Genomic DNA, 26,381 nt, shown 5'->3' on the forward strand with positions numbered 1-26,381 from the left:
CCGGGAGCCGCGCCACCGACACCAGCACGCGCCGCTCCAGCAACACCCGCGCCACGGCGCGCGTCTCGAGGTCCGTGCGCGCGATCAGGCCGCGATCGACGCGAGGCTCCGCCGCCGCTGCTGCCCCGGCAGCAGCCGCTGCTGCTCCGCTGCGCCCCCGCGAGCAGCTCCCGGCGCCGCGCCGGCCCGCGCCGCTCAACCGCGCCCGCGCCGCTCAACCGCGCCCGCGCCGCTCAACCGCGCCCGCGCCGCTCAACCGCGCCCGCGCCGCTCAACCGCGCCCGCGCCGCTCAACCGCGCCCGCGCCGCTCAACCGCGCCCGCGCCGCTCAACCGCGGATGATGACCCAGACCGTATCGCCCTCTTGGCGAGCGGCCGCCTTGTAGAACAGCGAGACATCGACGTGCCGTGTCTTGTGCGGGAAGTGGAACACGAAGCCGAAGGTGGCGTTGAGCTCGCGCTGCTCCACCCCGACCAGGAACCGGCCGTGGAACTTCTTGACCCGGCTGCAGGGGGCGATGTCGGTGAAGAAGTTCTTCCCGACCACATCCTGCCGCTTCCGGCGGGCCTGGCGTTCCTCGTAGAGGTTGTAGGAGAGCACCGTGCCCTCGCGATTCAGGCGGATGATCCCGAAGGGCTGCGCGTCGAGGCCGCGTTCATCCAGGTTGAACACGCCGATGTCGAACTCGAACTCACCACCGGACGCGGACTCCTCCTGCGACTGCATCAGACAACCTCCCGACGTGCGCTGCCCCCGACAGATGCTCGCCATCGTAGGGGGGACGGCAGAGCGCGCCCATCCGGCGCGACCGCATCGTTCCGTCGGGCGGGGAGGGGGGGCGCCCCGGTCGAGCGTCGGCCGTGGAGGTCCAGCGTCGCCGCGCCACGGCGGGCTGGGCGGGCGGCGAGCTCTTCAGCCCTGGGCGAGCTGGGCGAGCGCCTCGCCCGTGAGGCGGTAGACGGTCCAGTCGTCCATGGGCCTGGCGCCGAGCTTCCGGTAGAAGCCGATGGCGGGCTCGTTCCAGTCGAGCACGGACCACTCGAACCGCCCGCAGCCGCGCTCGACCGCGAGCCTCGCCAGGTGCACGAGGAGGGCCTTGCCGTGGCCTGCTCCGCGGTGCTCGGGGAGCACGAAGAGGTCTTCGAGGTAGATCCCCGGCTTGCCGAGGAAGGTGGAGAAGCTCTGGAAGAAGAGGGCGAAGCCGACCGCGACCCCCTCCGCCTCGGCCAGGACGACCTCCGCCGCGGGCCTCGGGCCGAAGAGGTGCGCCTCGAGCTCCTTCTCGTCGAAGACGACCTCGTGCGCGAGCCGCTCGTACTCGGCGAGCATCCGGATCAGGCGGGCGATGGTGGGTACGTCGGCGGCGGTGGCGGGGCGGATCATGGCGTCTCCGGCGCGTCATACCGCATCGCCCCGCCGGAGCGGAAGGGCTGCGCGGCGCCGATGGGGTCGCCGGGCCGTCGCTGCCATCGTGCGTCGGTTGTACGTCGGTTGTACGTCGGTTGCGCGCGGCGGTAGCCAGATATCGCACGAAAATAACGAGCTTCGGGCGTGGGAGCCGGCTTCGACGTTGGGAAAGGGAGTTGGATAAACCGGAGAACACTCGCCTTTCTCTCCGCCCCTCCCTCACCGATCCTCGCGGTGTGAGCGGCTTGCGTCCACCGCCGCGATCCGCGTAATTTTGCATCACACGGGCAGCGCGCCGGGCCTCGGGGCCCCGCCGGCGCCCCGCATCTCAGGGGGAGAGATGACCACTGGCTCTGACGGCGTGTTCGTGTGCGGCGGCAGCGGCTTTATCGGCTCGAACCTCATCAAGCACCTCACGCGCCCCGGGAGCCCCTGGGGCCCGGTGCGAGGGCTGGTGCGGAGCGCGGAGGGGGCGGCGCGGGTGAGGGCGGCGGGCGGTGAGCCGGTGTTCGGCGATCTCCTCGACGAGGTCGCCGCCTGGCGGGAGGCGGCCGCCCGGGCGGCGTACGTCGTCCACTGCGCTCAGCCGTCGATCGGCAGCCGCCCGTCGGAGCGTTCGGCCATGGATCGTTGCCTCCTCCGCGCGCTCGACGCGCGCCGGCTGCGGCGGGTCCTGGTGGTGTTCGGCTCCTCGTATTACGGCCGGACCGAGGAGGGCGGCTCGCTCGACGAGACCGTGCCGACGAGGCGGCCGACCGGCCTTGGCGCCTCCTATGCGCTCGGGGTCCAGGCGCTGCGGGGCCTCGGCCAGGACCTCGACTGGGTCGCGGCCTTCCCGGGCGGCGTCTATGGCCGCGGTACATGGTTTGTGGAGCACTGCCTCCGGGCGATCCAGGCGGCCGAGCCGATCGTCCTGCGCGATCCGCCCGCCATCTGGCCTTACCTCCACATCGAGGATTGCGTGAGGGCGCTCGAGTTCCTGATGGCGGTCGACGGCGCCCGGCTCGACGCGCTCGGCCGCGAGGTCATCCTGGCGGACGACGAGCCCGCCCCGATGAGCCGCTTCGTCGACTACATGAGCGAGGCGATCGGAAAGCCGCCGACGGTGAGCCTTTTGTCCGAGGACGCGCTCCGGGAGCTCCTCCCGCCGTTCTATTCCGGGCAGCTCAGCGCGAACATGGTCCACAGGAACACGCGCCTGAAGCGCCTCGGGTTCGAGCTCAAGTACCCTCGCATCCGCGAGGGCATCCGGGCGCTCGACCTGCCGCGGCTCTGACGCGCCCGCCCGTGAGGGCGCGGCGCGGCTTGCCGCTCGCCGCGCGCCCGTCCTAGGCTCTCCGCACCTCGATGAGCACGACACCGCCCTCCGCCGTCGGCCCGCGCTGGCTTTACCTGCACGGCTTCGCCTCGGGCCCGAGCTCGACCAAGGGCGTCCAGATCGCCGCGCACTACGCGCGGCGCGGGGTCGCCCTCGAGCGGCTCGACCTGCGGGTGCCCTCGCTCGAGCGGTTGCGCCTCCGCGCGATGATCGACGCCGTGAAGCAGGCGCTCGGCGGAGCGCGCGAGCGGGCCGTGGTGATGGGATCGAGCCTCGGGGGCCTCACCGCGTGCCGCGTCGCCGAGGAGGACGCGCGGGTGTGCGCGCTGGTGCTGCTCGCGCCGGCGTTCCGGATCATGGAGCGATGGCGGCGGCGGCTCGGCGAGGAGGCCTATCGGGCCTGGGAGGAGCGGGGGTGGCTCGAGGTCGACGATTACGCCGAGAAGCGGCGCGCCCGGGTGGATTATGGGTTTGCCCTCGACGCGGCCGAGGTGGATGACCGCTCGGGCGGCTGGCCCGACGTGCGGGTCCCGACGCTGATCGTCCACGGCCGGAACGACGACGTGGTGGACATCGAGCTCTCGCGGACGTTCGCGGCGGGGAAGCGGCATGTCCGGCTCGTCGAGGTGGACGACGGCCACGAGCTCGTGGCCTCGATTCCGCGCATCCTCCGCGAGGCGGACGAGTTCCTGCGGTGCTTCCTCGAGGGCTGAAGAGCGCGCTCCTCCCAGCCAAGGTGCCCGCGAGAGCTGAACGTCTGCTCAGCGCATCGCGCCGTCGCGTGATCCGCCGGTTCCCTCGTCAGGCGAGTCGCATTGTATGCGCAAAGAGCACAGCTATCAAGAGCGGCGTGCTTCGCTTATCCCTCCGGTGCATCCGGCTGCGGATTGGCCGCGGCCGAGCGATCGGAGGAGCGAATGGAGACTGCGCAGGCCATCGGGCGGACCGCGTCCGTCAACGGCATCGACCTGTACTACGAGCTTCGCGGCGAGGGGCCGCCGCTCGTGCTGCTCCACGGCTTCACCGGGGTGGGCGGCGACTGGGGCCACGTGTTCGACCTCGCCGAGCTGGGGCGCGATCACCGCGTCATCGTCCCCGATCTGCGCGGGCACGGCCGGTCGACAAACCCGGACGGCGCGCTGACCCTCCGCCAGTGCGCCCTCGACGTCTTCGCCCTCCTCGACCACCTCGGGGTGACGACGTTCCGGGCCGTGGGCCTCAGCTTCGGCGCCAAATCCCTGCTGCACCTGGCCACGCAGCAGCCGGAACGCGTAGCGTCGATGGTGCTCGTGTCCGCGGCTCCGTACTTCCCCGAGCAGGCCAGGGCGATCATGCGGCAGGTCTCCGACGAGGGGCGATCGGAGGGGGAATGGGAGGAGATGAGGGGCCGCCACAAGCTCGGCGACGCGCAGATCCGGGCGCTGTGGCGCCAGCCGAGGCGCTTCGCCGAGAGCTACGACGACATGAATTTCACGCCTCCTTACCTGTCGACCATCGCCGCGCGGACGATGATCGTGAGCGGCGACAGCGATCCCCTCTATCCCGCCGAGATCGCCCTGGAGATGTTCCGCGCCATCCCGCGCTCCTGCCTGTGGGTCGTGCCGAACGGCGGACACGGGCCCATCTTCGGCGAATGGAAGGAGCCGTTCGCCCGCGCGGCGCTCGCCTTCCTGCGCGGCGAGCCGGGCGAGCAGGCGGCCGTCCGGCCGTAGCGCCACGGCGAGCCAGGGAATTCGAGAGCGCCGGCGGCGCCCGCGCGGCCTCGCCGGCGGGGGTCGCCGCCCGTGACGCGGCCGGGAGAGCGCCTCCGAGGCGCCACGCGTTCCCCGGGGTCGCGCGCCGCCGAGGCGTGCTAGAAGGGGGCCCATATGAGCAGGATCTCCGAGCGCGCGTTTGCCGAGATGGTCGAGGCGGGGTGTCCCGCGTGCGGGGGACGGCAGCTCAACCTGCGCTCGTATGTCGACGGGCTCGTGCCGCTCATGGAGGGCGAGCCCGTCGGCCCGGTCAAGTGGGTCTACAAGGGGGAGATGTTCGTCGACGGGCTGTACGAGATCGCGTGCGGCGCGTGCCGGCACCTCCTGTTCACGGACGACCGCTGCCCGCGGTGCCACGCCGAAGGCGGCCTCGCGCGCGGGCTCACGACGACCAACGCGTACGCCGTGCCGGAGCGGTGCCCGCGCTGCGAGCACATCGAGGTGCGCTTCATCGCGCTCGTGCCGGCGCGCGTGAAGTACGAGGGGAAGCGCGCGGACAAGGCACAGACGAGCGTCGAGCTGCACGACCCCGGGTTCCACGGCTATCGCGTCGACTGCAAGGACTGCGGCAAGATCGCCGAGCGCGCGGACGCGTGCCCGATCTGCGAGAGCCCCGCGCCGATCCGGGCGCGCTTCAGCTGAACCAGGGTTTGGTCAGGCGGACCGTAGAAAGAACGCCGTCGGATCCGTCCTCATGGCAGTAGCAGGAAGAAGGTTGATGAGCTAGGGTGCCGACCCATGCCTGGGCTCGTGTTCCCCTCCGGGTCGTTCGCTGCCTACCTCTTCGATTGCGATGGGACGATCGCGGACTCGATGCCGATTCACCATCAGGCTTGGCTCGAGGCGCTCGCCCCGCATGGATGCGAGTTCACCGACGAGGACTTCTACGGCTGGGCGGGTATGACGACCGAGCGGATCGTCGAGCTCCTGAACCACAAGTACGGGCTACGGATGCCGGTGGCCGAGGTCTTCGAGGCGAAGGAAGCGGCGTACCACCGGCTGCTGCCGGCCGTGCGCGGCGTGCCCGAGGTCGTGACCGCGCTCCGCGACGCTCCCCCGCGCACGAAGCGCGCCGTCGTCTCGGGGAGCCCGCGCGTGTCGGTGGAGAAGACGCTCGCGTTCCTGGGGCTCCGCGGCTACGTCGACGAGATCGTCGCGGCGGAGGACTATGCGCGGCCCAAGCCGGCGCCCGAGCCGTTCCTCACGGCGGCGACGCGCCTCGGCGTCGAGCCGTCGCGTTGCCTGGTCTTCGAGGACGCGGTGCTCGGGATCGAGTCCGCGCGGGCCGCGGGCATGCAGTGGGTCCTCGTCGATCCCCGGGCGCTCCGCGCCGGGCGGTCGGATCCTTGATCCATGCGCGCGCTGGGAGACGGGGCTCTCGGTCGGTAGCAACTCGGGTCAGAAATCCCGCCAGCGCTCGATGTCCTGGTCGGCGAGGGTCCTTCGTAGGGTCTCTCGGCTGACCGAGCGAACGGTCTTTCGCCGCTCGGCCTCGTCAGCGAGCAGGGCGGTGATCCACCACGCTCGTCGCTCGGGCGGCGGACCGCAGATCGGCGCGATGAGCGCGGCGGCTTGCGCGCTGTCGAGGAGCTTGGAGCGGTGCCGCCGGGGCTCCTCGCGGCTGTCGGTCTACCGGGATCGCGAGCGCCGGCGCCGCACCCCGAGCGCTGCCGCCGCGATCGTGAAGAGCGAAGCGTAGGACGCGCCCCGCGGCGACTCTTCGCCGGTCACGCGGCAGCCGCAGCCGCCGTCATCGTCGCTGCCGCCCGCGCCGCCGGTGCCGGTCGTGGCAGCCGTGGTCGTGGATGTCGTGTCGCCGCCGGTGCCCATACCGCCGACGCCCATGCCGCCGGCGCCGCCGGAGTCATTGCCGCCGGTGCCGCCGACGCCCATGCCGCCGGTGTCATTGCCGCCGGCGCCGCCGACGCCCATGCCGCCGGTGCCATCGCCGCCGGTGCCATTGCCGCCGGTGCCATCGCCGCCGGCGCCATCGCCGCCGGCGCCGCCGACACCCATACCACCGCCCATTCCACCCGCGCCGCCCGCGCCGGACGCGTCGCAGGCGTCGCCGATGCCATTGCCACTGGAGTCGGCCTGGTCGGGGTTCGGCACGGTCGGGCAGTTGTCGCAGGCGTCCCCGACGCCGTCGGCGTCGGTGTCGGTCTGCGCGGTGTTGGACACCGTGAGGCAGTTATCCAAGCTGTTGAGGACCGTGTCGAGGTCGACATCGGCGGCGCTGGGCACGGCGCACGCGGTCCAGGTCGTCGACCAGGGCTCGCTGGTCTCGTCGCGGCCGCTGACGCCGTTGCTGCCCATCATGACCTGGCCGGTCTCCGCGAGGTCCACGCGACACGTGTTGATCGTCGTCGTACCCGTCGACAGGGGTGCGTGCAGCGCGGGGTTGTCCGCCGTATCCGGCAGGTACGTCGAGCCGTTGACCGTGACGCCCGTCTTGTTCACCGGGGCTTGGGGCCCCGCCGCTCCATAAAACACGTAATCGACGTCGGTCACGAGGCTCGTCATGCCATCCCAGTGAAACATAACGACCGGCTCGCTCCCATTGGTGAACCCCCACGCGGCGCCGACGCCGTTCATGACCGGCACGAGCATGTCAGGGACATCGGGGCTCGTCGCGGTCGCGGCGCCCGTCGCGATCTCGTACGTGGGATAGATCCCGTAGCCGGTGAACGCGCTCGTCGCGCCGCAGGAGGTCCTGAAGCACTCGCCGCCGGCGATCGCCACGTACTGGGTCTCGCCCGGCTGGATGACAGCACCGGCGGGGAATCGCACGATGAAGTCGCTGGTGACGGCGGGGGCCCCGGCGATGACCACGTCGTAATAGGTATTGTAATCGGCGAGGTAATAATCGGTCAGGACGACCGGCGTGTCTCCGGCGTTCCGGATCGCGACGGACTCGGCCTGTGTCGGGGAGACGACGACCTCCATCAGCAGGAGCTTCTCCGCCGCGGCGTGCGCCGCCGCTGGAAGCAAGACCATCGTGGAGAAGGAGAGAATCGAGGCGAGGCTCTTCATGGGGCGTACCCTACATTGAATCCGGAGAGAGTGGAAGGCACAGGGTGGCGTCAGTCCGAAGACCGTCACACCGATTCAGGGCCAGGACCTGGAAACAGCCGAGGATGGCGCCGCTCGTATCCGGCTAGGCGTTGCGCCCACGTCACGCGCTCAGCAGCCCGTGGCCGTGTCGCCCCCGTCGGTGATGCACGTGTCGAATCCGAGATCGCCGTTTGCCGTATCGCCACCCTGACCATCCGCCACGTCGATCGTATCGTTGCCGAGGCCGCCGGACATGATGTCCGTACCCTCGTGATCGATCAGCGTGTCGTCTCCTTTCTGACCGTCGAGGTTGTCGTTGCCGGGCCCGCCGTAGATGGTGTCGTTGCCGTTGTCGAACAGGTACAGCAGGCTGCCCAGGAACGTTTCTCCATAGTTCGAATCGTTCCCCGCTTCTCCATACAGCGTGTCCTGGCCGTTACCGCCGCCCAGCGTATCGTCGCCGTCCCCGCCGTGCAGCTCGTCGTCACCGTTGCCGCCATCAAGCACGTCGTTGCCCGAGCCCCCGTACAGGGTGTCGCTGCCGTTGTTGCCTTTGATGGTGTCGTTGCCGCCCAGGCCGCAAATCACGTCATTCGAGCTGGTGCCGTTGAGCGTGTCGTTGCCGCTGGTTCCGACGATGGTGCACCCATGCGCATTATTGATGGTCGTCGACTCGCTGTCGGAATCGTCCCCGGGATCCGGATCATTTTCGGTGGCGCTCACCGTGCTGCTTGCGGTGATGATACCGGTGGCACCAGGCTCCACCGTGATAATGACCGTGGCCTGTCCCGAGGCAGAGAGCGTACCCAGCGCACAGTCGATGGTGGCACCCGTCACCGTGCACGAGCCCTGGGATGCAACGGCAGCAGTCACGGTACCCGTCGCGCCGGAGAGCGTCGTGCTGGCACCGACGTTCGTCGCATCGGCCGTGCCGACGTTGTCGATGGTAAGCGTGTAGCTGTAGCTGTCCCCGAGCGAGGCGGGATCGGCCGAGTCCGTGAGCGCTGCAGTCAGGTCGGGCTCGGCCGCCGTGCAGGGCGCGAGCGTCGTGGACGTGCCATTGGAGTCGGCCTGGTCGGGGTTCGGCACGGTCGGGCAGTTGTCGCAGGCGTCCCCGACGCCGTCGGCGTCGGTGTCGGTCTGCGCGGTGTTGGACACCGTGAGGCAGTTATCCAAGCTGTTGAGGACCGTGTCGAGATCGATGTCGGCGGCGCTCGGCACGGCGCACGCGGTCCAGGTCGTCGACCAGGGCTCGCTGGTCTCGTCGCGGCCGCTGACGCCGTTGCTGCCCGTCATGACCTGGCCGGTCTCCGCGAGGTCCACGCGGCACGTGTTGATCGTCGTCGTACCCGTCGACAGGGGTGCGTGCAGCGCGGGGTTGTCCGCCGTATCCGGCAGGTACGTCGAGCCGTTGACCGTGACGCCCGTCTTGTTCACCGGGGCTTGGGGCCCCGCCGCTCCATAAAACACGTAATCGACGTCGGTCACGAGGTTCGTCATGCCATCCCAGTGAAACAGAATGACCGGCTCGCTCCCATTGGTGAACCCCCACGCGGCGCCGACCCCGTTCATGACCGGCACGAGCATGTCAGGGACATCGGGGCTCGTCGTGGCCGCGGCGCCCGTCGCGATCTCGTACGTGGGATAGATGCCGTAGCCGGTGAACGCGCTCGTCGCGCCGCAGGAGGTCCTGAAGCACTCGCCGCCGGCGATCGCCACGTACTGGGTCTCACCCGGCTGGATGACAGCACCGGCGGGGAATCGCACGATGAAGTCGCTGGTGACGGCGGGGGCCCCGGCGATGACCACGTCGTAATAGGTATTGTAATCGGCGAGGTAATAATCGGTCAGGACGATCGGCGTGCTTCCGGGGTTCCGGATCGCGACGGACTCGGCCTGTGTCGGGGAGACGACGACCTCCATCAGCAGCAGCTTCTCCGCCGCGGCGTGCGCCGCCGGGGTGAGCGCGTCATGGGCCTCGCCCACGGCCTCCCCGCTTTCGTCGCCGTCGGCCGCGGAGGGGCCGGCGCTGGTGCAGCCCGCGAGCAGCAGGGTGGAGAGCGCCGGGATCGTCAGAGAGTGGAGAAGTGAGCCTGCAAGAGACCGCATGGGGGGTCATCCTTTCAAGGTTGTGCTTGCGCTGCCTGGCGAAGGGTCGGGTCGGCCTGTGCAAGCTCGAGGCCAGCGTCGAATCGGCGCTTTCGGAGGGGATGTTGACGCAGGCCCCTGCATGGCATTCGGTGTGTGCGCGCCGCGGGTTCCCGTCGCCCAGGTCCAGTCGCGCGCCGCCTTCTGCTGCCTGAATGCCTCACCTGCGGAGACCACGACGCACCGCCGTGACCGACCGCGGCGACCCTGCCGAGTTCGATGACGGAGCGATGTTCCACCATAGGTTCAGGCGAGGATGCAACAGCGACGAGCTCGGCCGCGCGCTTGTCTTGCCGTTCGTGGACAGTTCGCTGCCGTTTCTGGACAGGCACCATCGTTCGCGCACACGAGCGATGGCGATCTGCGCGATACGTTGAGGTCGAGCCCGACGACGGGTACGCCATGGTGAGCTGCGGGCGGTTGGCCCGGGGCGGCGTTGTCGCTGGAGTCGTTGCTCGTGGGGGGGGCCAGCGCTCGTGATGTTCAGGGTCGGCGCCGCGGCCGGAGGCGCGGCAGGCCCGCGGCCGCGCGCCCCGCCGACAGCGTCTCGGAGGGGCTCTCGCCGAACCGGCGCTTGTAGTCGACGCTGAACCGCCCCGGGTTGCCGAGCCCGAGCGCGGCCACGACGCCCGCGACCGACGTGCCGGCCGAGGGCTCGGCCAGCCGGCGGCGCGCGAGCTCGAACCGACGGCGCCGCAGGAAATCCATCGGCGGCATTCCCCGGCTCGCCACGAAGGCTGCTCGCAGGGACCGCTCCGGCACGCCCGCCGCGGCGACGATGTCGGCCAGCGTGATGGGCTCCGCAGCGTGCGCGGCCATGTACTCTTCAGCCTTGCGGACGAGGAGAAGGGATCACACCCTTTGGAGGATGTAAATTGTGAGCCAGCCAGGTAGATCCGCTGGGCGTTTCGCTCGGACGTCGCGAGGTGGGGCGAGTCACACGACACGCGGGCTCGTCCACGGTCGAGTGTGGCATCTCCATCGCTCGGGATGTCGTTGCCGTGCCCTCGCGCAAGCGCTGGTGCTGCGCACGGACGGCGCTTCAGGTGTCGTTGGGCACGGGCTTGCGCGTGAGCGGCTCCGAGGCGCGCTTCAGGCCGGTGAGCACCCTGTAGCGGGCGGCGATGTCCTCCAGCTCGCCGGGGGCGAAGACGTCCTCGATCCGGTCGAAGCCGTCGGGCGCGCGTTCATAGGCGATCTGCAGGCACTGCTCCGGGCCGTCGCGGCGATTGGCCGCGACGATGGCGGCGGTGGCGGGCAGGCGCTCGGCCTCGTAGGCGGCCAGCGCCTCCACCGGATCGGCGTGGGCTGCGAGCGCGCGGACCAGGGCGCGGGCGTCCAGGATGGCCTGGCTCGCCCCGTTGGAGCCGTTCGGATACATGGGATGGGCGGCGTCGCCCAGCAGCGTCATGCGCCCGTGGCTCCAGCGCGGCACCGGGTCGCGGTCGACCAGCGGGAACTCGTAGATCGCCTCGGCGTCCCGGACCAGGCCGGGCACATCGAGCCAGTCGAAGCGCCAGGATTCGAACCTGGGCAGGAACTCGGCAGGGTCGCCCGGCCGGTTCCAGTCCTCCCGTCGCAGGTTCTTCGCGACCGCGAGATCGGCGGCCCAGTTGATCCTCTGACGGCCGTCCGGCCCCGGTGGGGAAATCGGATAGATGACGAACTTCTGGTCCCGATGCCCGGCAATGACCATGCTGGCGCCGGTGAGGAAGGGCGCCGCCAGGCTGGTCCCCCGCCACAGGATGTGACCGCCGTAGATCGGCGGCCCCTCGTCCGGATAGAGGCGGGCGCGCGCCGCCGAGTGGATGCCGTCGGCGCAGATCAGGAGATCGGCGGGGACCTCCCACGCCGCACCCGCGCGATCGAGGAAGCGCGCCACGATGCGGCCTCCGCCCTCTTCGTGGTCCATGAAGCGCCGGTCGCAGATCACCCGCTCAGGGCCCAGCCGCTCGACGACGGCGTCGAACAGCGCGCCCTGCAGGGCGCCGCGGTGCAGGGAGATCTGCGGCGCGGCATGCCCGGCGAAGCGGCCGCGCGGTTCGCCCCAGATGCGCTGGCCGAAGCGGTTGAAATAGAGCATCTCGCGGGTCGCCACCCCGTGGGCCAACAGGGCCTCGACAAGGCCCAGCTCGCCCAGCACCTCGACGGCGTTGGGCAGGAGGTTGATGCCGACCCCGAGCGGCAGGATGGTGGGCGTGGACTCGAACACCGTCACCTCATGACCCGAGGCGTGCAGCGCCAGAGCCGCGGCCAGGCCGCCGATGCCAGCGCCCACAACGATCGCCTGCATATGTCCTCCAGTAGGATTTCTTACCACGATGCCGTCGCTCGAGGACAGCACGCACCCGGCGTCCAGCTCCGGGCGCGATCCCAGGAGCTGGTGGTTCTCTCACCCCGGGGAGCACCGAACCCGACGGCCCGCTGACGAGCGTTCCACCGGCGACCGTGCCCCCGGTGATCGGGACGGCGTTGCGCGCCGCGCTTGCTCGCGCCGACGCAGTCCTGGCGTCCGCTAGCGCGCGGGGCAGCGGGCCGCGACGTACCGGCCGTTCGGGTCCTGGTCGAGGAGCAGCGCGCCCGCGCCGTCGAGCTCGAAGGTGACCGACGTCGGCTCGATCGCCGTGATGGTGAGCCTGCCGAAGCCCCCGTCGCCGCCGCCGGTGGCGGCCCCGGTGCTGCTGCAATCCGCGCGAGACGACATCCCGTAGATCGTGAAATCGCCGCTCGCCGTATCCACCTCGCCCACGGCGAGCATCGACGCGGGCATGCTGAGCTCCAGGTTCCACCAGTCGCTGCAGGGCGAGAACGTGGGGCGCGCGTCGGGATCGCTGCAAGACAGGGCGAGGGTGGCGATGCGGATGGTCACGGTCGCGTCGCCGTAGACGATCGCGCTCACCCCCGGCGCCGGGCTGCCGGAGGTCGTCGGCGGAGGATCGGGCGTCGGCGGATGGGGGGTCGGCGAAGGGCCGACGGAGGCGGTCGTCGTCGAGCCCGCGCCGCCGGCTCCGCCAGCGCCGTCTCCGCCGCCGTCCATGATCACCGCGCCGCCGCACCCGGCGTGAACGAGCAGCGCGACCGTCCCTATCGCCCAGGAAATGTGTCGAGGTGAGAGCGTCATCGCCGCATCGTATCGCCATCCGGCGAGCGCTGGGGGAACAGCGTCTGCGAGTGGACGCTCCGCCGCCTGGGTCCTCTTCGCCCGAGGGGAGCGGGGTGGTTCTTCCGTCATGGCAGCACGAGCCAGCACATCTGCGAAGCGGCAATGAGCCCCGCGACGAGCGCGACGGCCATCGCGGCCTTCAGGTACCGCGCTTCCAGGCGCAGCTCGCGGCGCAGGTCGGCTCCGGTACCGGCAAACACGAGGAGCGGCGCGCCCTCACCCTGGCCGATGACGGGAGCAACGGCGTGCTTCCGGTAGCCAGCCCCCTGCGCCGAAGGAACCGTCTTCTTCACCGCGCCGACGACGAAGAGCGGCTCTCCCGGTTCCATGTAGCTCTCCTCGACCTCGTAACGGGACGATGGGTCGACGGACGGGAAACATCGAGACCAACCGGACCGGTGCGCGTCCCTGCCCGGTTTGATGCCGCGCAGCGCGCGCAGATCCACCTCCGCTCCCGCCATCTCCAGCGTCCCCTCGCCCGACGCGTGCTCGAAGGCGACGGTGCGCGGCGTCGCTTGGCTCCACTCCAGGCGAGCGCCGGCGCGCGTCCTCGATCGAGCGACCTCGCAGACCTTGACCTGCGAGAAGGCGCGCGGCTCGCCGGTGAGCAGCCCTGCTTCGACCGCGTGATCGCTTCTGACGTTGACGTCCAGCGAGATGACGCCGCCGGTCGCCTGAACCAGCGGAGCTCGCGCGGACGACGACAGCAGCGCGTCCGCGGCGCGGAGCGCGCGGCGCCGCTCGCTCGCCGAGGCGATGAAGACGGCGACGGTCGCGAGCACGGCGGAGCAGACGAGGCCATGTCGAAGGGCCATGGACCCATCGATGACCTCACCGAGCATCCAGACGACCCCGACGCCCAGCGACGTTGCGCCGAGCAGGTCAGGCCCGACAAGGGCCCAGGGGCGGCTGCTCGATCGGTGACCAGCGTAGCCCGCCATCGCCTTCAAGAGCGGGCTCGCCCTCACCACGCGCCATCCATAGGCGAGCAGCAGGATGCATGCCGCGCAGAAGCCGAAGATGCGCCCAGCGAGATGGAAGATCCTATGCTCGATGCGCGGCGCCGGCGTACCGTCCCCCGGCGTCAGGATCACCGGCTCGCCGCCGCATCCCTTCAGGGCCTCTGTTCCGTCGGGCAACGCCTCGATGCACCCCTCCGCGAAGACGAGATCTCCGGCGGAGACGCACTGAGCGAGCACGCGGCCGCCTCTGGGCATCTCGCAAAGCATCTCCCGCAGACGTGGGGCATCGGGCGTGCGCTGCAGGTGCATCGGATCGAAGGTGACTGGCCCGAGGATCCGCGTGGCGCGGCCATGGGCGACGAGCGATGCCCCAGCGTTGGCCGTCCCGCGGTAGTCCTCGACGAGGCTCCCCCGCGTGTCGGGGCGCTCACGGACGGCGAGGCAGAGCGCGAACGGATCCGCCGCGCCGCTGGCGATCGTCCCGGAGAGATAGACCCGATCCGGATGGCCGTCGCCTTCCGGCGTGATTCGCCGGAGCGCGTGGACCGGGTCGCGGGGATCCACCGCCGCAGCCATCGCCTGGACACCCCACCAGCCGAAACCCAGGCCGGCCCCGACGGGCACGAGAAAGCCGAGCACGCAGCACACGGCGAACCAGTCCCCGAAGCTCGCTTCACGCCCGGAGCTCTCGAAGAGCGACCACCGGGATTTCCGGCCGGTGCGTGTCGACCAATACAAGGTGAGGCCTCCTTCGAGCGGCGCGGTGGGGAGCCCTCCACGAATATCAGCAGCCCTCGCGCGGCGCGAGCGCGTACGCCGTACCGCTTCCTGCTTCGCGGCGTGCCGTCAGGACGTCCCTGCGCACCGACCCGGGGAGATCGGGCCTGGATCGCGCGCCCTCCGCGCGCCGTCGCCTCTGCCCCTCAGCTGGTCAGCCCCTTCAGGGGCCCGGTGCAGTAGTTCGGGTCGCCGAACGACTCGGCGTCGACGCCCATCGCCTGGAGCAGCGACACGAGCAGGTCGTTGTGCCCGACCTGCTTCGCCTGGGAGACGAAGCGGCCCGTCTTGAAATGACCGGCCGCGCTCCCGGCGAGCACATAAGGGATGTTCTGGCGCAGGTGATTGCCGTCGGCGTGCTCGTTCGTCCAGAAGATCACCGTGTTGTCGAAGACCGAGCCGTTCCCTTCCGGCATGCTCTTCAGCTTCGCGATGAGGTACGCGAGCTGCTCGGCGTAGAAGCGGCTGATCTTCGTGAGGCGCTGGCGGTTCACCGGGTCGGCGTAGCCGTTGTGCGCCATCGGGTGGTGGCCCTCGCTGATGTCCGGGCCGAGGAAGCTCAGCACCTTCGTCGTCGCGGAGTTCGTGAACTGGAGGCTCGCCACGCGCGTCAGATCGCAGGCGAGGGCCATCGCCATGAGATCGAGCTGGAGCCTCGTGACCTCGGGCATGCTCGCGACCTTGTCCGGGTCGACGTCCGGCGTCAGCTCCGGCTGCGCGCACGCCGCGGAGGTCGGCGCCACGCCGCGGTCGAGGCGCGACGCGATGTCCTCCACCGACGCGAGGTGCCCGGCGAGCTTCTCCTGATCCGCCGCGCCGAGGCGCCGCTGCAGCCGCTTGTAGTCGGCGGCCACCTTGTCGAGCACCGCCCTGCGCTGCTCGGTCTTCTGGGTCGCCGTCTCGGGCGTGACCGCCAGATCGGAGAAGAGGCGGTCGAACGCGGCGTAAGGGCTGTTCTCCGGCGGCAGCGGCTGCGCCGGGCCGCGGTAGGCGATGCGCGCGCCCACGTTCGCGCCGTAGACGAGCACGCCGAGCTCCAGCGACAGGAACTTGGTCCTCGTGCCGATGTGGTTCGCGATCTCCTGGTCGACCGAGATGCCGTCGGCCCAGCCGCACGACAGCCCGGCGTCGCCCGGGAAATCGCCCTCCTGCATCGGGCGCGCGGTCAGGCACTGCCCCGTGCCCTTCTGGTGCGCGTCGCCCGGCCCCACGAGCGCCGACAGCGCGCTCACGTTGCCGAGGACCAGCAGATCCTCGTTGTGGTCCTTGAGCGGCGCCAGGATGGGCGACAGCTCCTCGCCGTTCTTGAGCTGCGACGACGTCGGCCAGAAGTCCGGCGGGACGGTGCCGTTCGGCGTGTAGATGACGACGAAGCGCTTCGGGAACTCGGCCCCGAACGCGGCCCGCCCGGTCTGCTCCGACGCGGGGGCGAGCCGCTTCGAGCAGCCCATCACCTCGAGGAACGGCAGCGCGAGCGCCGCGCCGCCGAGGCCCCGGAGCACGGCGCGGCGGCTGAGTCGGAACGGCTTCATCACGGCTCTCCTTCTGCGCCGCCCTCTGCGGCGCCTGCTGCGCGGATCATGCGCCGGTAGCGGAACGCGTCGGTCTGGGTGAGCGCCACGAGCAGCGCCCGGATGTTGTACCCGGACGCCTCGAACGCCTGCGTCGCCTGCGCGAGGCTGCAGCTGTCCTCGCTCTGCTCGGCGCGGCCGTAGCCGAAGCGGAACCACTGCTTCACCACGCACGCGCGCACCTGCTCGCTCTCTGCGAGCCGGTGCGCGAGCTCGACCGCCCCGTCGAACGGGCCGTCGATGTCGGTCTGCGTGAGCTCGCCGCTCGCGTCGACGGGGATGCCGTTCTCGGCGTCGCGCCAGCGGCCGAGCGCGTCGTAGTGCTCGAAGCCGAACCCGATCGGGTCGAGCAGCGTGTGGCAGCTCTTGCACCCCGGATCCGAGACGTGCTGGGCGAACTGCTCGCGGGTCGTCTTCGTCGCGTCCACCATCGGCGGCTCCGGCACCACGTCCGGCGGCGGCGGCGGGATCTGGCAGAGCAGGCTCTGGCGCACGAACCGGCCGCGGTGGACCGGCGAGGACCGGTTCGGCTTCGCGTAGAGCGCGAGCAGCCCGGCGTGCGTCACGAAGCCGGCGCGCTGCGACGGATCGAGCTCGACCCGCTCGAACGCGTCGCCCTTCGGGCCGCCCTCGACGCCGTAGAACGCGGCGAGCTCCCGGTTCATCATCGAGTACGGCGCCGTGAACAGCGCGCTCACGCTCGCGTCCTGCTCGAAGATCGCGTGGTCCAGGAACGCCTCGGTCTCGGCCTGGAAGAGCGGCAAGAGCTCGTCCTTGTACTCGGGGTAGAGCTTCGGATCCTTCCCGCCCGCGGCGATCTCGTCGATCTTGGCGAGCCCGAGCCACTGGCGGTGGAAGCTCTTCACGGCCTCGCGCGCCCGCGGGTCCTCCAGCATGCGCCGCGCCTGCGCCTCGATCTCCGCGGCGGTGCCGAGCGCCCCCCGCTCGGCGGCGGCGAAGAGCGCGCCGTCGGGCATCGTGCCCCAGAGCAGGTAGGAGAGCCGCGAGGCGATCTCGTAGGACGTGAGCGGCACGACGTCGTCCTCCACCGGATCCGGCATGCCGAGCTCGACCCGGTAGAGGAAGTGCGGCGACTGCAGCATCGCCTGGAGGACCAGCGCGAGGCCGGTCGACGCGTCGTCGGGCGTGTCCCCGAGGGCGATGCCGCGCCGGAAGAGCGCGACGAAGTCGGCGATCTCGTCGTCGGCGAGGGGCCGCCGGAACGCCCGCTTGCCGAAGGACGCGACGAGCGCCGCGACCTCGCCGCGGCACGCCTCGCCCGCCGCGGCCTCGAGGCACGCGGGCGCCTCGCGGACGAGCTTGCCCACCGCGCGGGCCGCGACGCCCTCGGCCGCCGTCATGTACTGCTCGGCGAGCAGCGGGCTCACCACGAGCGCCGCCGCCTGGTTGTTGAAGCCGAGCGACTCCTCTTCAGGCACGAAGTCCCTCGCAGGGCGGCTGTCGTCGCCGAGGAGATCGAAGATCGTGTTGTCGTACTCCGCGCGGGTCATCCGCCGGAGCGGCGACTCGCCGGGCTCGATCGCGGTGCACAGCGGGGCCGTCGCCTCGCCGTCGCCGTCGTGCGCGGGCAAATCGCCGTACTGACCGGTGCAGGAGGCGAGGAGGAGCAGGCCGATGGGCCAGCGGAGACTTCGTGGTTCAGCCATGATGCCTCGTCAGCGAGCGCGGAGAGGAGCCGACGGCGGGATCGCGCGCCGCCGTGCCGCGCGCGCCCTCTCGCCATCTTCCAGGGAGCCTATGGCAATCCACTCCTCCAGGATAGGCGCCGCGCGAGGAGGGGGCGAATCAAGTGGGAGCTTGGGGCCGATGCGATCCTCCCATGCGCGCTCGCCTTACCGCGGGCTCGGTTCGCCGCGGTTCGCGGCGGATTGCCCCGGATCTCCGCGGGGCGTCGCCGACTCGGTATCTCGAAAGCGACGCTCGACCCGCGACGTGAAGAGCGACTATGCTCGCGCTCGATGCCAACGAGGCGAACGCGCGCCTGTCCTGTGTTTCCCGCGCAATCGCGGCGCCGCGCGCGCCGCTCCCATGCGGCCGCGCTGCTCGGCGCGGCGCTCGCGGCGCTCGCCGCGCCGTCTGCCGCGCGCGCGGCCGAGGCCGCGGCGGCGCTCCGCCCCGAGGCGGCGGAGCGCGACGAGGGGCGCGCTCTACCCACCGAGGGGGCCACCGAGGGGGCCGCCGTGAGGGCCGCCGTGGGCACCGAGCTCTTCAGCGCTGGAGTCGATCTCGAGATCGCGGGTCGTACGCTGTCCTATACGGACCTGCTCTCCGAGAACCTCCGCACCTACGAGGTGCTCGGCGTGCCCATGCCGTCGCTCCGAGCGGAGCTGTACCCGCTCGCGCGCAGCGCCTTGCCGGTGCTCCGCGATCTCGGGATCGCCCTCTCGTACGCCCGCGCCGTCGGCCTCGACTCGGAGGGCGGCGGGGGAGCGAGCGTATCGACCTCCTTCAGCCGGCTGCACGCCGGGCTCAAGGGCCGTTACCGCCCGGCCGGGCAGGCTGGTCCGGTCCTGTTCGCGAGCGGCGGACTCTGCTGGACCGACTTCGATGTCGCGCCGACCGGCGACCCGTCGCGCGACGCGGCGGCGGTGTCTTACGTCGCCCTGCGCCTCGGCGCGGACGGCCGCCTCCCTGTCGGCCCGGTCGCGCTGGAGGCCGGCGCGGGCTACCAGGCGCCGCTCTCGATGGGCGCGCTCGCGTCGTATTTCCGCGAGCCCAGCGCCGGCGGCGTCGACCTCCGCGTCGCGGTCGCCGTCCCGTTCGCGCCGGGGCTCGAGGCGCGCGCCGGGGCGTCGTACGCGCGGTTCTTCTACGACTTCGACGCCGAGCCCGGGGACCCGTACATCGCCGGTGGGGCGCTCGATCAGCTCTTCGCCGCTCACCTGGGGGTCGCTTATTATGGGTACTGAGGTGCGCGGAGCGCGCGCGGCGCGCGGCGCGTCCGGCCTCCGCCGCGGCTTCTGGGCGGCGGCCGCGCTCGCCGCGCCGGCCTTGCCGCTGCTCGCGGGGTGTCCCGGCAGGATCGACGACAAGGCGCGGTTCGAGACGCCCGACGACCGCCCGCCGGCCGACTGCGCCGACGTGCCCGCGGTGTTCGCCGAGCGCTGCGGCGGCGCGAGCTGCCACGGTCCGGGAGAGCCCGCGGCCGCCCTCGACCTCGTCACGCTCGGCGTCGGCGATCGCGTCGCCGGGCGCCCGGCCCAGAGCTGCGCGGGCGTGCTCGCCGACCCCGACCGGCCGGAGGAGAGCGTGCTCTACGCGAAGCTCGCGGACGCGCCGTCCTGCGGCGCGCGCATGCCGCTCGGCGGGGCTCCGTACTCGTCCGAGGAGCTCGCGTGCGTGGCCGCGTGGATCGCGGAGCTCGCGCCGGCCGCGTGCAGCGGCCCCGACTGCGGCTGCCCCGGGTGCGTGTGCGCGCCCGGCGCGCAGGAGGCGTGCTACTCCGGCGCGGAGGACACGCGCGGCGTCGGGCGCTGCGCGGACGGCACCCGCACCTGCAACGCCGAGGGCACGTCGTGGGGCCCGTGCACGGGCGAGGTCCTGCCCGCGTTCGACGCGTGCGACACGCCCGAGGACGAGGACTGCGACGGGCGCGCGCCCGCCTGCGAGGAGGTGTGGAGCCGCGCCTTCGGCGACGCGAACGGCCAGTACGCCCGCGCCGTGGCCGTCGACGCGGACAGGAACGTGTTCGTGGCCGGCCAGATGGAGGGCACGGTCGACTTCGGCGGCGGGCCGCTGACGGCCACGGGCGCCGACGCGTACGTGGCGAAGTTCGACAGGTTCGGCACGCACCTCTGGAGCAAGCGCTTCGCGGGCGACGGCAACCAGTTCGCGATGGCGCTCGCGGTCGACCCGGCCGGCGACGTCGTCGTGGCGGGCCGCGCGTTCGGCAGCGTCGACCTCGGCGGCGGCGTGCTCGTGTCGCACGGGGGCGACGACGTGTTCGTCGTCAAGCTCGACGCGGGCGGCGAGCACGTCTGGAGCCGGATGATCGGCGGATCCGGCGCGGATCGCTGCGATCGCGTCGCCGTCGATCCGGCGGGCAACGTCCTCGTGGCGGGCGGCTTCCACGGCGCGGTCGACGTCGACGGCGCCGTGCTCACGAGCGCGGGCCTGCGCGACGCCTTCGTGCTGCGGCTCGCCCCGGGGGACGGCCGCACGCTGCTCGCCCTGCGCGCCGGCGACGAGGGCGACGACTACGCCCACGCGATCGCGGCCGACGCGGACGGCAACCTGCTCGTCGCGGGCCATTTCTCGGGCTCGATCGATCTCGGCGGGGCGCCGCTCGCGAGCGCGGGGCTCTCGGACGTCTTCGTGGCCAAGCTCGGCCCCTCGGGCGACCACCTCTGGAGCGCCCGGTTCGGCGGCGCCGAGGCCGACGAGGCCCACGACGTCGCGGTTCACGAGGCGACGGGCGACGTGGTGCTCACGGGCACGTTCGCGTCGACCATCGACTTCGGCGGCGGGCGGCTGACGACGGCCGGCGGGCGGGACCTGTACGTCGCCCGGCTCTCCAGCGACGGCGCGCACGTCCTGAGCCGGCGCTTCGGCGACGCGGAGGACCAGCTGCTCACCGACTTCGAGACGGGCGCGCGCGCGAGCGCCGACGTGGACGCCGCCGGCAACATCGTGCTCGCGGGGCCGCTCTTCGGCGCGGCGGACTTCGGCGGCGGGCTGCTGACGAGCCGGGGCAAGACCGACGTTTACCTGGTCAAGCTCGGCCCCGCGGGCGATCACCTGTTCAGCTCGCTGTTCGGGGACGGTCAGACGCAGGTCGGCCTGGATGTCACGGCGGGCTCAGGAGCGAGCGTGCTGCTCGCCGGCCGTTTCTACGGAAAAGTCAACTTCGGTCACGGGGCGCTCTCGGGCGCGGGCCAGGGAGATGCGTTTCTGACGAAGCTTTCCCTGTAACCCAGGGTTGTAAAATTGGCGCCCTGATGTACAAACCCGCTGTCTGCTGAACTGTCTCACGCAGGCGACCCCAGCCGGTCCTGTGCAAATTTGCCTCGCCTGAGGCAGGCTGGATGCTCGCTCGTTGCTGGCGCGGGCCTGCCGCTGCCATTCCGGCCTCGTTTCCAGCTTCTCCGAGGTGGCATGTTCTCTGCTGACCGTGGCTCGACCGCGCGCGAGCCGCGCACCCCCCTATTTGGAGGACTCCTGTCGAGCCTGCGGGCGAGTCCGGAGGAGCAGAGGTATGCGCATCCTGCTTATCACCAAGGTCTTCCCGAACGCGATGAACCCCGGCCAGGCGCCGTTCAACCGGCGGCAGTTCGCCGCGCTGTCGCGTTATTGTGACATCGACGTCTTCGCCACCATCCCCTGGTTTCCGGGGGCCTCCAGGTTCTCCAGGTGGTCAATCGCGGACAACGCGCCTCGCGAGGAGGTGATCGAGGGATTGCCGGTGCGCCACCCGCGGTTCCTGTACCTGCCGAAGGTCGCGCCGTACCTCAACGGCCCGCTCTACGCGGCCTCGATGCTCTTCGAGCTCGCGCGGCACCACCCGGCGCCGGACGTGATCGTCGGATCGTTCGCCTACCCGGACGGCTTCGCCGCGGTGTGCCTGGCGGAGCTGCTCGGCGTCCCGGCCGTCGTCAAGGTGCACGGCTCGGACATCGACGTGCTCTCCCAGCAGCCGGCGGTGCGGCCCGCGCTGGAGTGGGGGCTCCGGCGCGCGACGCGCGTCGTCGCCGTGAGCAAGCAGCTCGCCGAGGGGGTCCACGCGCTCGGCGTCCCGCGCGATCGCATCGATGTCGTCATGAACGGCGTCGATCGCGCCATGTTCCGGCCGCGCGACCGGGGCGAGGCCCGCGCCGCGCTGGGCCGCGCCGCGGACCGCCGGATGCTGCTCTACGTCGGCCACCTGCTCCGCGACAAGGGCGCGCTCGACGCGATCGCCGCCTTCGAGCGGATCGCCGCGGCGCACCCGGACATCGACCTCGTGCTGGTCGGGAGCGGCGCCGACGAGCAGGCCTGCCGCGCGGCGGCGGAGCGGCTCGGCGACCGCGTCCTCTTGACGGGGCGCCTGCCGCACGACCAGGTGGCGCGCTGGGTCGCCGCCTGCGATGCGCTGGTGCTGCCGAGCCACCACGAGGGCACGCCGAACGTCGTGATCGAGTCGATCGCGTCCGGCCGCCGCGTGGTGGCGACGCGGGTCGGGGGCATCCCCGACGTGCTGAGCAGCCCCGAGCTCGGCGAGCTCGTCTCGCCCGGCGATCTGCACGCGCTGGCCCAGGCCATGGTGCGCGCGGCGCACGCGCCGTACGATCCCGAGCGGATCGCGGCGATCTCGGGGTGCAAGGGGTGGGACGAGAGCGCCCGCGCCTTCTACAACTCGATCCTCGCCGCGCGGGGCGAGCGGCCGCTGCCGGCGATCGTCGAGAAGCGCCCGGCGCTCCAGCTCGACGGGCAGCCCCCTCCGTCCACGCGCTGGGCGCCGCCGCCCGCCTCGCGGCGGTTCCCCGAGGTCGCGGTCAGCCAGGCCTGAGGAGGCCGCGCGGCGCGGGCCCGCCTCGGCGCGGGCCCGCCTCAGGCCACCGGCACGGCCTTGTCCGGCCGAAGGCGCACGGTGGGGCCGGGATCCGGGGGCGGCGGCTCGGCGCGCGGCATCGCGGCGCGCGCGGCCCAGAAGCTCCTCGCGTCCTCCGGCGTCCAGTGCGGCTCCGGCGCGCACGCCTCGAGCGCCGCGAGCAGCTCGCGCGCGCTCTGGTAACGGTCGCCGGGCCGCTTGGCGAGGCACCGCATCACCACCTCTTCCAGCTCCGACGAGAGCGGCCACGGCGCGCGCAGCGACGGCGGGATCGGCGGCATCGTCATGTGGGAGTAGACGAGCTTGCCGAAGCTCCGGCCCTCGAACGGGGCCACCCCCGTCAGCAGGTAATAGAGCGTGACGCCGAGCGAGTAGATGTCGCTGCGCGCGTCGACCGCGCCGGCCGAGATCATCTCCGGGGACATGTAGGTCGGCGTTCCCTTGATCACGCCGACGTCCGTCATGCTCGCGTCCCCTTCTAGGGTCACCTGCTTCGCGATCCCGAAGTCGAGCACCTTGAGCACGTCGTGCTCGTCGCCGACGCGCGTGATGTAGAGGTTGTGCGGCTTGATGTCGCGGTGGATGACGCCCGCGTCGTGCGCCTCCGCCAGCGAGAGGCAGATCTGCCGCGCGAAGTGCACGACGCGCGAGGGGGGCATCGGGCCGTGATCGCGCACCAGGGTGGCCAGGTCGGCGCCGGCCAGGTGCTCCATCGCGATGTAGAAGATGCCGTCGCTGCTCGCCCCGAAATCGAAGATCCGGATGGTGTGCGGCGACGTGAGCCGGCTCGTCGCGCGCGCCTCGCGCTCGAAGCTGCGCACGTCGCCCTCGGACTTGCTCTCGCTGCGGAGCAGCTTCAGCGCCACGTCGCGGCGGAGCGACTCGTCCCACGCGAGCCACACCTCGTTCTGCCCGCCCCGGCCGACCGGCGCCACGAGCCGGTAGCGGCCGAGCTTGCGGGCCTCGTAGACCTGCTGGCGCGCCGACCAGAGGCCGTGGCTCGCCGCCGACACGAGGATCGCGGTGGCGAGCACGAAGATGTAGTTGCAGGCGAAGACGACGAGCGACCGCGGCGACGTCCACTGCGCCGCGAGCGACGGGTCGAGCGACGCCCCCGCGCCCATGATGATCGGGAAGCTGAGCGCCACGGGGAGCGTCATCCGCAGCGAGCGCGTGAAGTGCGTCGGCAGGATCGTCGCGTCGACGAGCATCACGATCGACAGCCCGTGCATGTAGTTCCAGGTGAGATCCCCGAACTCCAGGGCCATCACCGAGATCAGCCCCCCCGTGCTCCAGACCGCGAACACGTGGGCGGCGTCGAGGAGCTCGGCCGAGGTCTGCCCGCGCCGCGCGAGCAGGTAGAGCCAGAGCAGGATGATCTCGCCGAACAGCCGGTAGAGCAGCAGCCGCGCGACGGAGGCGCTCGGAAACACCGCCAGCACGACGAACACGTCGAGCGCCGCGAAGGTGGGCCAGGTCACCAGCGCGGTGGGGAGGCCCCGCGCCATCGCGCGGCGCTCCTCCGTCGAGCTCGGGCCGGAGGCTCCCTGGGATCCCGTCGGATGAGAGCTGCTCGAGGCGTTCATGGTGCGGCGCGGCCCAGGGTGCAGGCCGCATTGGAGCGCCGCGCTGGCGGGGAGTCAAAGCGCACGTCGCCCCCGCGGAGCGGCGCGCGTGATCGCGCAAGATTGCGCGGAATCGCGCGGAGAGGAAGCTGCTACAGTGCCGCGCGATGCCGGAGCGATGCCCGTGGGTGACCGCGGATCCCGAGTATGTCGCCTACCACGACGAGCAGTGGGGCGTGCCGCTGCACGACGACCAGGCGCTCTTCGAGATGCTGATCCTCGAGGGCGCGCAGGCGGGGCTCAGCTGGCTCACCGTGCTGCGCAAGCGCGCGGCGTACCGCGAGGCGTTCGCGGGCTTCGACCCGGCCCGCGTGGCCCGCTTCACGCCCGCGCGCGTCGAGAAGCTCCTCGCGAACCCCGGGATCGTGCGCAACCGGCTCAAGGTCGCGTCGGCCGTCGTCAACGCGCAGCGCTTCCTCGAGGTGCAGCGCGAGCACGGCAGCTTCGACGCGTACCTCTGGGGCTTCGTCGGCGGCGCGCCCGTGGTCAACGCGTTCCGCGCCCTCGCGGAGGTCCCGGCGAAGACGGAGATCTCGGACGCGCTCAGCAAGGACCTCGCGCGCCGCGGCTTCAAGTTCGTCGGCTCGACCATCTGCTACGCGCTCATGCAGGCGACCGGGATGGTCAACGATCACCTCGTGAGCTGCTTCCGGTACGAGCCGGTGAAGGCCATCGCCGGCGCTCGGGCCGGCGCGGGGAAGAAGCGGCGATGAAGCAGGGGCGCGCGCGCGTCGTCCCCGAGGGGCAGCACGACCACGGCGACCGGGCGCCGGGCGGCTCCGGCGTCCGGATGGGCGATCACCCGCGCGACGGCCGCGCCGCGCCGGGCGAGCCCTGAGGGCCCGTGGCGAAGATCGGCTACTACGTCCACGGCCGCGGGCGCGGGCACGCGAGCCGCGCGCTGGCGATCGCGGGAGCGCTCCGCGAGCGCGGCCACGAGCTCAGGATCTACGGCGGCGGCCAGGCGGCGGATCTGCTCGGCGCCCTCCCGGAGCACCGCCTCGTCCGGCCCATCTACCCCGGCCTCGGGGGCGCGATCGAGCTCCCGCGCCGCCTCGCCAGGGAGCTCGTCGAGCAGGCGGACTTCCGGCCCGACGCCATCCTGAGCGACGGCGACGTGCCCTCGCTGCTCGCCGCCCGCGCGCTCGGGATCCCCGCGGTCGCGCTCGGCCACGACCTCCTCTTCAAGCGCTGCCGCCTGCCCGAGGAGCTGCCGCGCCTCGGGGTGCTCGCCTGCCGCCGGACCACGTGGGCCGTCACCCGGCGGACCTACGCGGTCGCCGTCCATTTCCTGCCCGCCGAGCCGGCGATGCCGCGCACGATCGTCGCGCGCCCGGCGCCGCGGCGGCCGCCCGCGGGCGCGGGGCAGGATATCGAGCCCGGCGCCGTCGTCTGCTACTTCCGCGATCGCAACGCGCGCGCGGCGATCGAGCTCGTCGCGGCCGGCGGGCGGCGCGTGATCGCGTTCGGCGACCCGGACCTCCGCGTGCCCGGCGTGCGGGCGATGCCGTTCGACAGCCGCGATTTCCTCGCCCACCTCGCCGCCGCGTCCGCCGTCGTGGCCTCGGCCGGGAGCAACCTGCTCGCCGAGTGCGTCGTCGCGGGCAAGCCCGTGCTCGCCCTCCACGAAGCGCGCGATCACGAGCAGGCGCTCAACGCGAGCCTGGCCGCGGCCGCGGGGGTCGCCGTCGCGAGCTCGTTCGCGTCGCTCTCGTCGCGCTGCGTGGCGCGCTTCTTCGAGCGCGTCCGCGCAGGCGACTTCGCGCGCGTCGACCTCGCGGGCTCGTTGCCGGACGCACCCTCGGCCGTGCTCGCCATGCTTGATGAGGCGCGCCGAATGGCCTAGGTGCATCGCCGTGTTCGCACTCGCGCGACGATGGCAGGTGGTGAGATAGGCACGAGGTTTGCTAAACGTCCCCGTCGATTCGGAGTGACGAGGGCGAGGAATCGCTGCTGTGGCGAGCAGCAGGCTGCGCTCGCAGGCGCAGGACGACACGGCTGCCAGGAGCGCGACACGAACGTCATATCGCCCGTCGCGCCGCGCGCGCCGGCCG

Annotated in this window: 22 protein-coding genes; 11 read left to right on the forward strand and 11 right to left on the reverse strand. The window is 71.8% G+C overall.

Going from position 1 to position 26,381, the window contains the following annotated elements; all coding sequences use genetic code 11:
* Nucleotides 1-328: 328 nt before the first annotated feature.
* Nucleotides 329-727 carry a PAS domain-containing protein gene (locus WMF26_RS07405; RefSeq protein WP_061626803.1) on the reverse strand — a complete coding sequence of 133 codons (399 nt, stop codon included), beginning with the start codon at nucleotides 725-727 and terminating at the stop codon, nucleotides 329-331.
* Between the two features lie 186 nt (nucleotides 728-913).
* Nucleotides 914-1,384, reverse strand: coding sequence for an N-acetyltransferase family protein (locus WMF26_RS07410; protein WP_437999744.1), 471 nt, complete (start codon nucleotides 1,382-1,384; stop codon nucleotides 914-916).
* Nucleotides 1,385-1,748: 364 nt separating this feature from the next.
* Between WMF26_RS07410 and WMF26_RS07415 the strand changes: the two genes are divergently transcribed.
* The 5 genes from WMF26_RS07415 (at nucleotide 1,749) to WMF26_RS07435 (ending at nucleotide 5,830) form a co-directional block, all read left to right on the forward strand.
* Nucleotides 1,749-2,684, forward strand: coding sequence for an NAD-dependent epimerase/dehydratase family protein (locus tag WMF26_RS07415; protein WP_437999745.1), 936 nt, complete (start codon nucleotides 1,749-1,751; stop codon nucleotides 2,682-2,684).
* 71 nt (nucleotides 2,685-2,755) lie between these two features.
* Nucleotides 2,756-3,439 carry a YqiA/YcfP family alpha/beta fold hydrolase gene (locus tag WMF26_RS07420; protein WP_437999746.1) on the forward strand — a complete coding sequence of 228 codons (684 nt, stop codon included), beginning with the start codon at nucleotides 2,756-2,758 and terminating at the stop codon, nucleotides 3,437-3,439.
* A 204-nt stretch (nucleotides 3,440-3,643) separates the two neighbouring features.
* On the forward strand, nucleotides 3,644-4,438 hold the full coding sequence (locus WMF26_RS07425; RefSeq protein ID WP_437999747.1) for an alpha/beta fold hydrolase: 795 nt from the start codon (nucleotides 3,644-3,646) through the stop codon (nucleotides 4,436-4,438).
* Between the two features lie 156 nt (nucleotides 4,439-4,594).
* Nucleotides 4,595-5,122, forward strand: coding sequence for a hypothetical protein (locus WMF26_RS07430; protein ID WP_061626808.1), 528 nt, complete (start codon nucleotides 4,595-4,597; stop codon nucleotides 5,120-5,122).
* Between the two features lie 96 nt (nucleotides 5,123-5,218).
* On the forward strand, nucleotides 5,219-5,830 hold the full coding sequence (locus WMF26_RS07435; RefSeq protein WP_437999748.1) for an HAD family hydrolase: 612 nt from the start codon (nucleotides 5,219-5,221) through the stop codon (nucleotides 5,828-5,830).
* A gap of 279 nt (nucleotides 5,831-6,109) precedes the next feature.
* Here WMF26_RS07435 and WMF26_RS07440 read toward each other — a convergent pair whose 3' ends face one another.
* From WMF26_RS07440 to WMF26_RS07475, 8 genes are all read right to left on the reverse strand, one after another.
* On the reverse strand, nucleotides 6,110-7,513 hold the full coding sequence (locus WMF26_RS07440) for a thrombospondin type 3 repeat-containing protein (protein WP_437999749.1): 1,404 nt from the start codon (nucleotides 7,511-7,513) through the stop codon (nucleotides 6,110-6,112).
* A 150-nt stretch (nucleotides 7,514-7,663) separates the two neighbouring features.
* Complete coding sequence (locus tag WMF26_RS07445; protein ID WP_437999750.1) at nucleotides 7,664-9,643, reverse strand: thrombospondin type 3 repeat-containing protein; 1,980 nt, start codon at nucleotides 9,641-9,643, stop codon at nucleotides 7,664-7,666.
* Between the two features lie 522 nt (nucleotides 9,644-10,165).
* Entirely contained in the window at nucleotides 10,166-10,501 is a 336-nt protein-coding gene (locus WMF26_RS07450) for a helix-turn-helix domain-containing protein (RefSeq protein WP_437999751.1), read from the reverse strand.
* Nucleotides 10,502-10,724: 223 nt separating this feature from the next.
* Complete coding sequence (locus WMF26_RS07455; protein WP_437999752.1) at nucleotides 10,725-11,975, reverse strand: flavin-dependent oxidoreductase; 1,251 nt, start codon at nucleotides 11,973-11,975, stop codon at nucleotides 10,725-10,727.
* A gap of 222 nt (nucleotides 11,976-12,197) precedes the next feature.
* Nucleotides 12,198-12,803, reverse strand: a complete 606-nt coding sequence (locus tag WMF26_RS07460) for a hypothetical protein (protein ID WP_437945413.1) — start codon at nucleotides 12,801-12,803, stop codon at nucleotides 12,198-12,200.
* A gap of 107 nt (nucleotides 12,804-12,910) precedes the next feature.
* Nucleotides 12,911-14,545: a hypothetical protein gene (locus tag WMF26_RS07465; RefSeq protein WP_437999753.1), complete on the reverse strand. Its 1,635-nt coding sequence runs from the start codon at nucleotides 14,543-14,545 to the stop codon at nucleotides 12,911-12,913.
* A 185-nt stretch (nucleotides 14,546-14,730) separates the two neighbouring features.
* Nucleotides 14,731-16,116 (reverse strand): DUF1552 domain-containing protein, encoded by a 1,386-nt coding sequence (locus WMF26_RS07470; protein ID WP_437999754.1) that lies wholly within the window; start codon nucleotides 16,114-16,116, stop codon nucleotides 14,731-14,733.
* The gene (locus WMF26_RS07475) at nucleotides 16,116-17,822 is read right to left on the reverse strand and encodes a DUF1592 domain-containing protein (protein ID WP_437336495.1); all 1,707 of its coding nucleotides are present in this window, start codon (nucleotides 17,820-17,822) and stop codon (nucleotides 16,116-16,118) included. Before WMF26_RS07475 ends, WMF26_RS07470 begins: the two co-directional genes overlap by 1 nt.
* Before the next feature lie 342 nt (nucleotides 17,823-18,164).
* Between WMF26_RS07475 and WMF26_RS07480 the strand changes: the two genes are divergently transcribed.
* The 3 genes from WMF26_RS07480 to WMF26_RS07490 all read left to right on the forward strand — a co-directional run bounded on the left by WMF26_RS07480 (nucleotide 18,165) and on the right by WMF26_RS07490 (nucleotide 22,660).
* The gene (locus tag WMF26_RS07480) at nucleotides 18,165-19,085 is read left to right on the forward strand and encodes a hypothetical protein (RefSeq protein WP_437999755.1); all 921 of its coding nucleotides are present in this window, start codon (nucleotides 18,165-18,167) and stop codon (nucleotides 19,083-19,085) included.
* A gap of 1 nt (nucleotide 19,086) precedes the next feature.
* Entirely contained in the window at nucleotides 19,087-21,087 is a 2,001-nt protein-coding gene (locus tag WMF26_RS07485) for a nucleotide-binding protein (protein WP_437999756.1), read from the forward strand.
* Between the two features lie 283 nt (nucleotides 21,088-21,370).
* Nucleotides 21,371-22,660: a glycosyltransferase family 4 protein gene (locus tag WMF26_RS07490; protein ID WP_437999757.1), complete on the forward strand. Its 1,290-nt coding sequence runs from the start codon at nucleotides 21,371-21,373 to the stop codon at nucleotides 22,658-22,660.
* Between the two features lie 41 nt (nucleotides 22,661-22,701).
* On the opposite strand, the gene WMF26_RS07495 is transcribed toward WMF26_RS07490, so the two are convergent.
* Complete coding sequence (locus tag WMF26_RS07495) at nucleotides 22,702-24,210, reverse strand: serine/threonine-protein kinase (protein WP_437999758.1); 1,509 nt, start codon at nucleotides 24,208-24,210, stop codon at nucleotides 22,702-22,704.
* Nucleotides 24,211-24,434: 224 nt separating this feature from the next.
* On the opposite strand from WMF26_RS07495, the gene WMF26_RS07500 reads away from it, so the two are divergent.
* Genes WMF26_RS07500 through WMF26_RS07510 form a run of 3 tightly spaced genes read left to right on the forward strand, consistent with a single transcriptional unit; the run spans nucleotide 24,435 to nucleotide 26,173 of the window.
* Complete coding sequence (locus WMF26_RS07500; protein WP_437999759.1) at nucleotides 24,435-25,040, forward strand: DNA-3-methyladenine glycosylase I; 606 nt, start codon at nucleotides 24,435-24,437, stop codon at nucleotides 25,038-25,040.
* A complete protein-coding gene (locus WMF26_RS07505; RefSeq protein WP_437999760.1) occupies nucleotides 25,037-25,165 on the forward strand; it encodes a hypothetical protein in 129 nt (42 codons plus the stop codon). Before WMF26_RS07500 ends, WMF26_RS07505 begins: the two co-directional genes overlap by 4 nt.
* 6 nt (nucleotides 25,166-25,171) lie before the next feature.
* On the forward strand, nucleotides 25,172-26,173 hold the full coding sequence (locus tag WMF26_RS07510; protein ID WP_437999761.1) for a glycosyltransferase family protein: 1,002 nt from the start codon (nucleotides 25,172-25,174) through the stop codon (nucleotides 26,171-26,173).
* Nucleotides 26,174-26,381 lie beyond the last annotated feature (208 nt).

The sequence above is a fragment of the Sorangium sp. So ce185 genome (assembly GCF_051526825.1).
Taxonomy (GTDB): domain Bacteria; phylum Myxococcota_A; class Polyangia; order Polyangiales; family Polyangiaceae; genus Sorangium; species Sorangium cellulosum_D.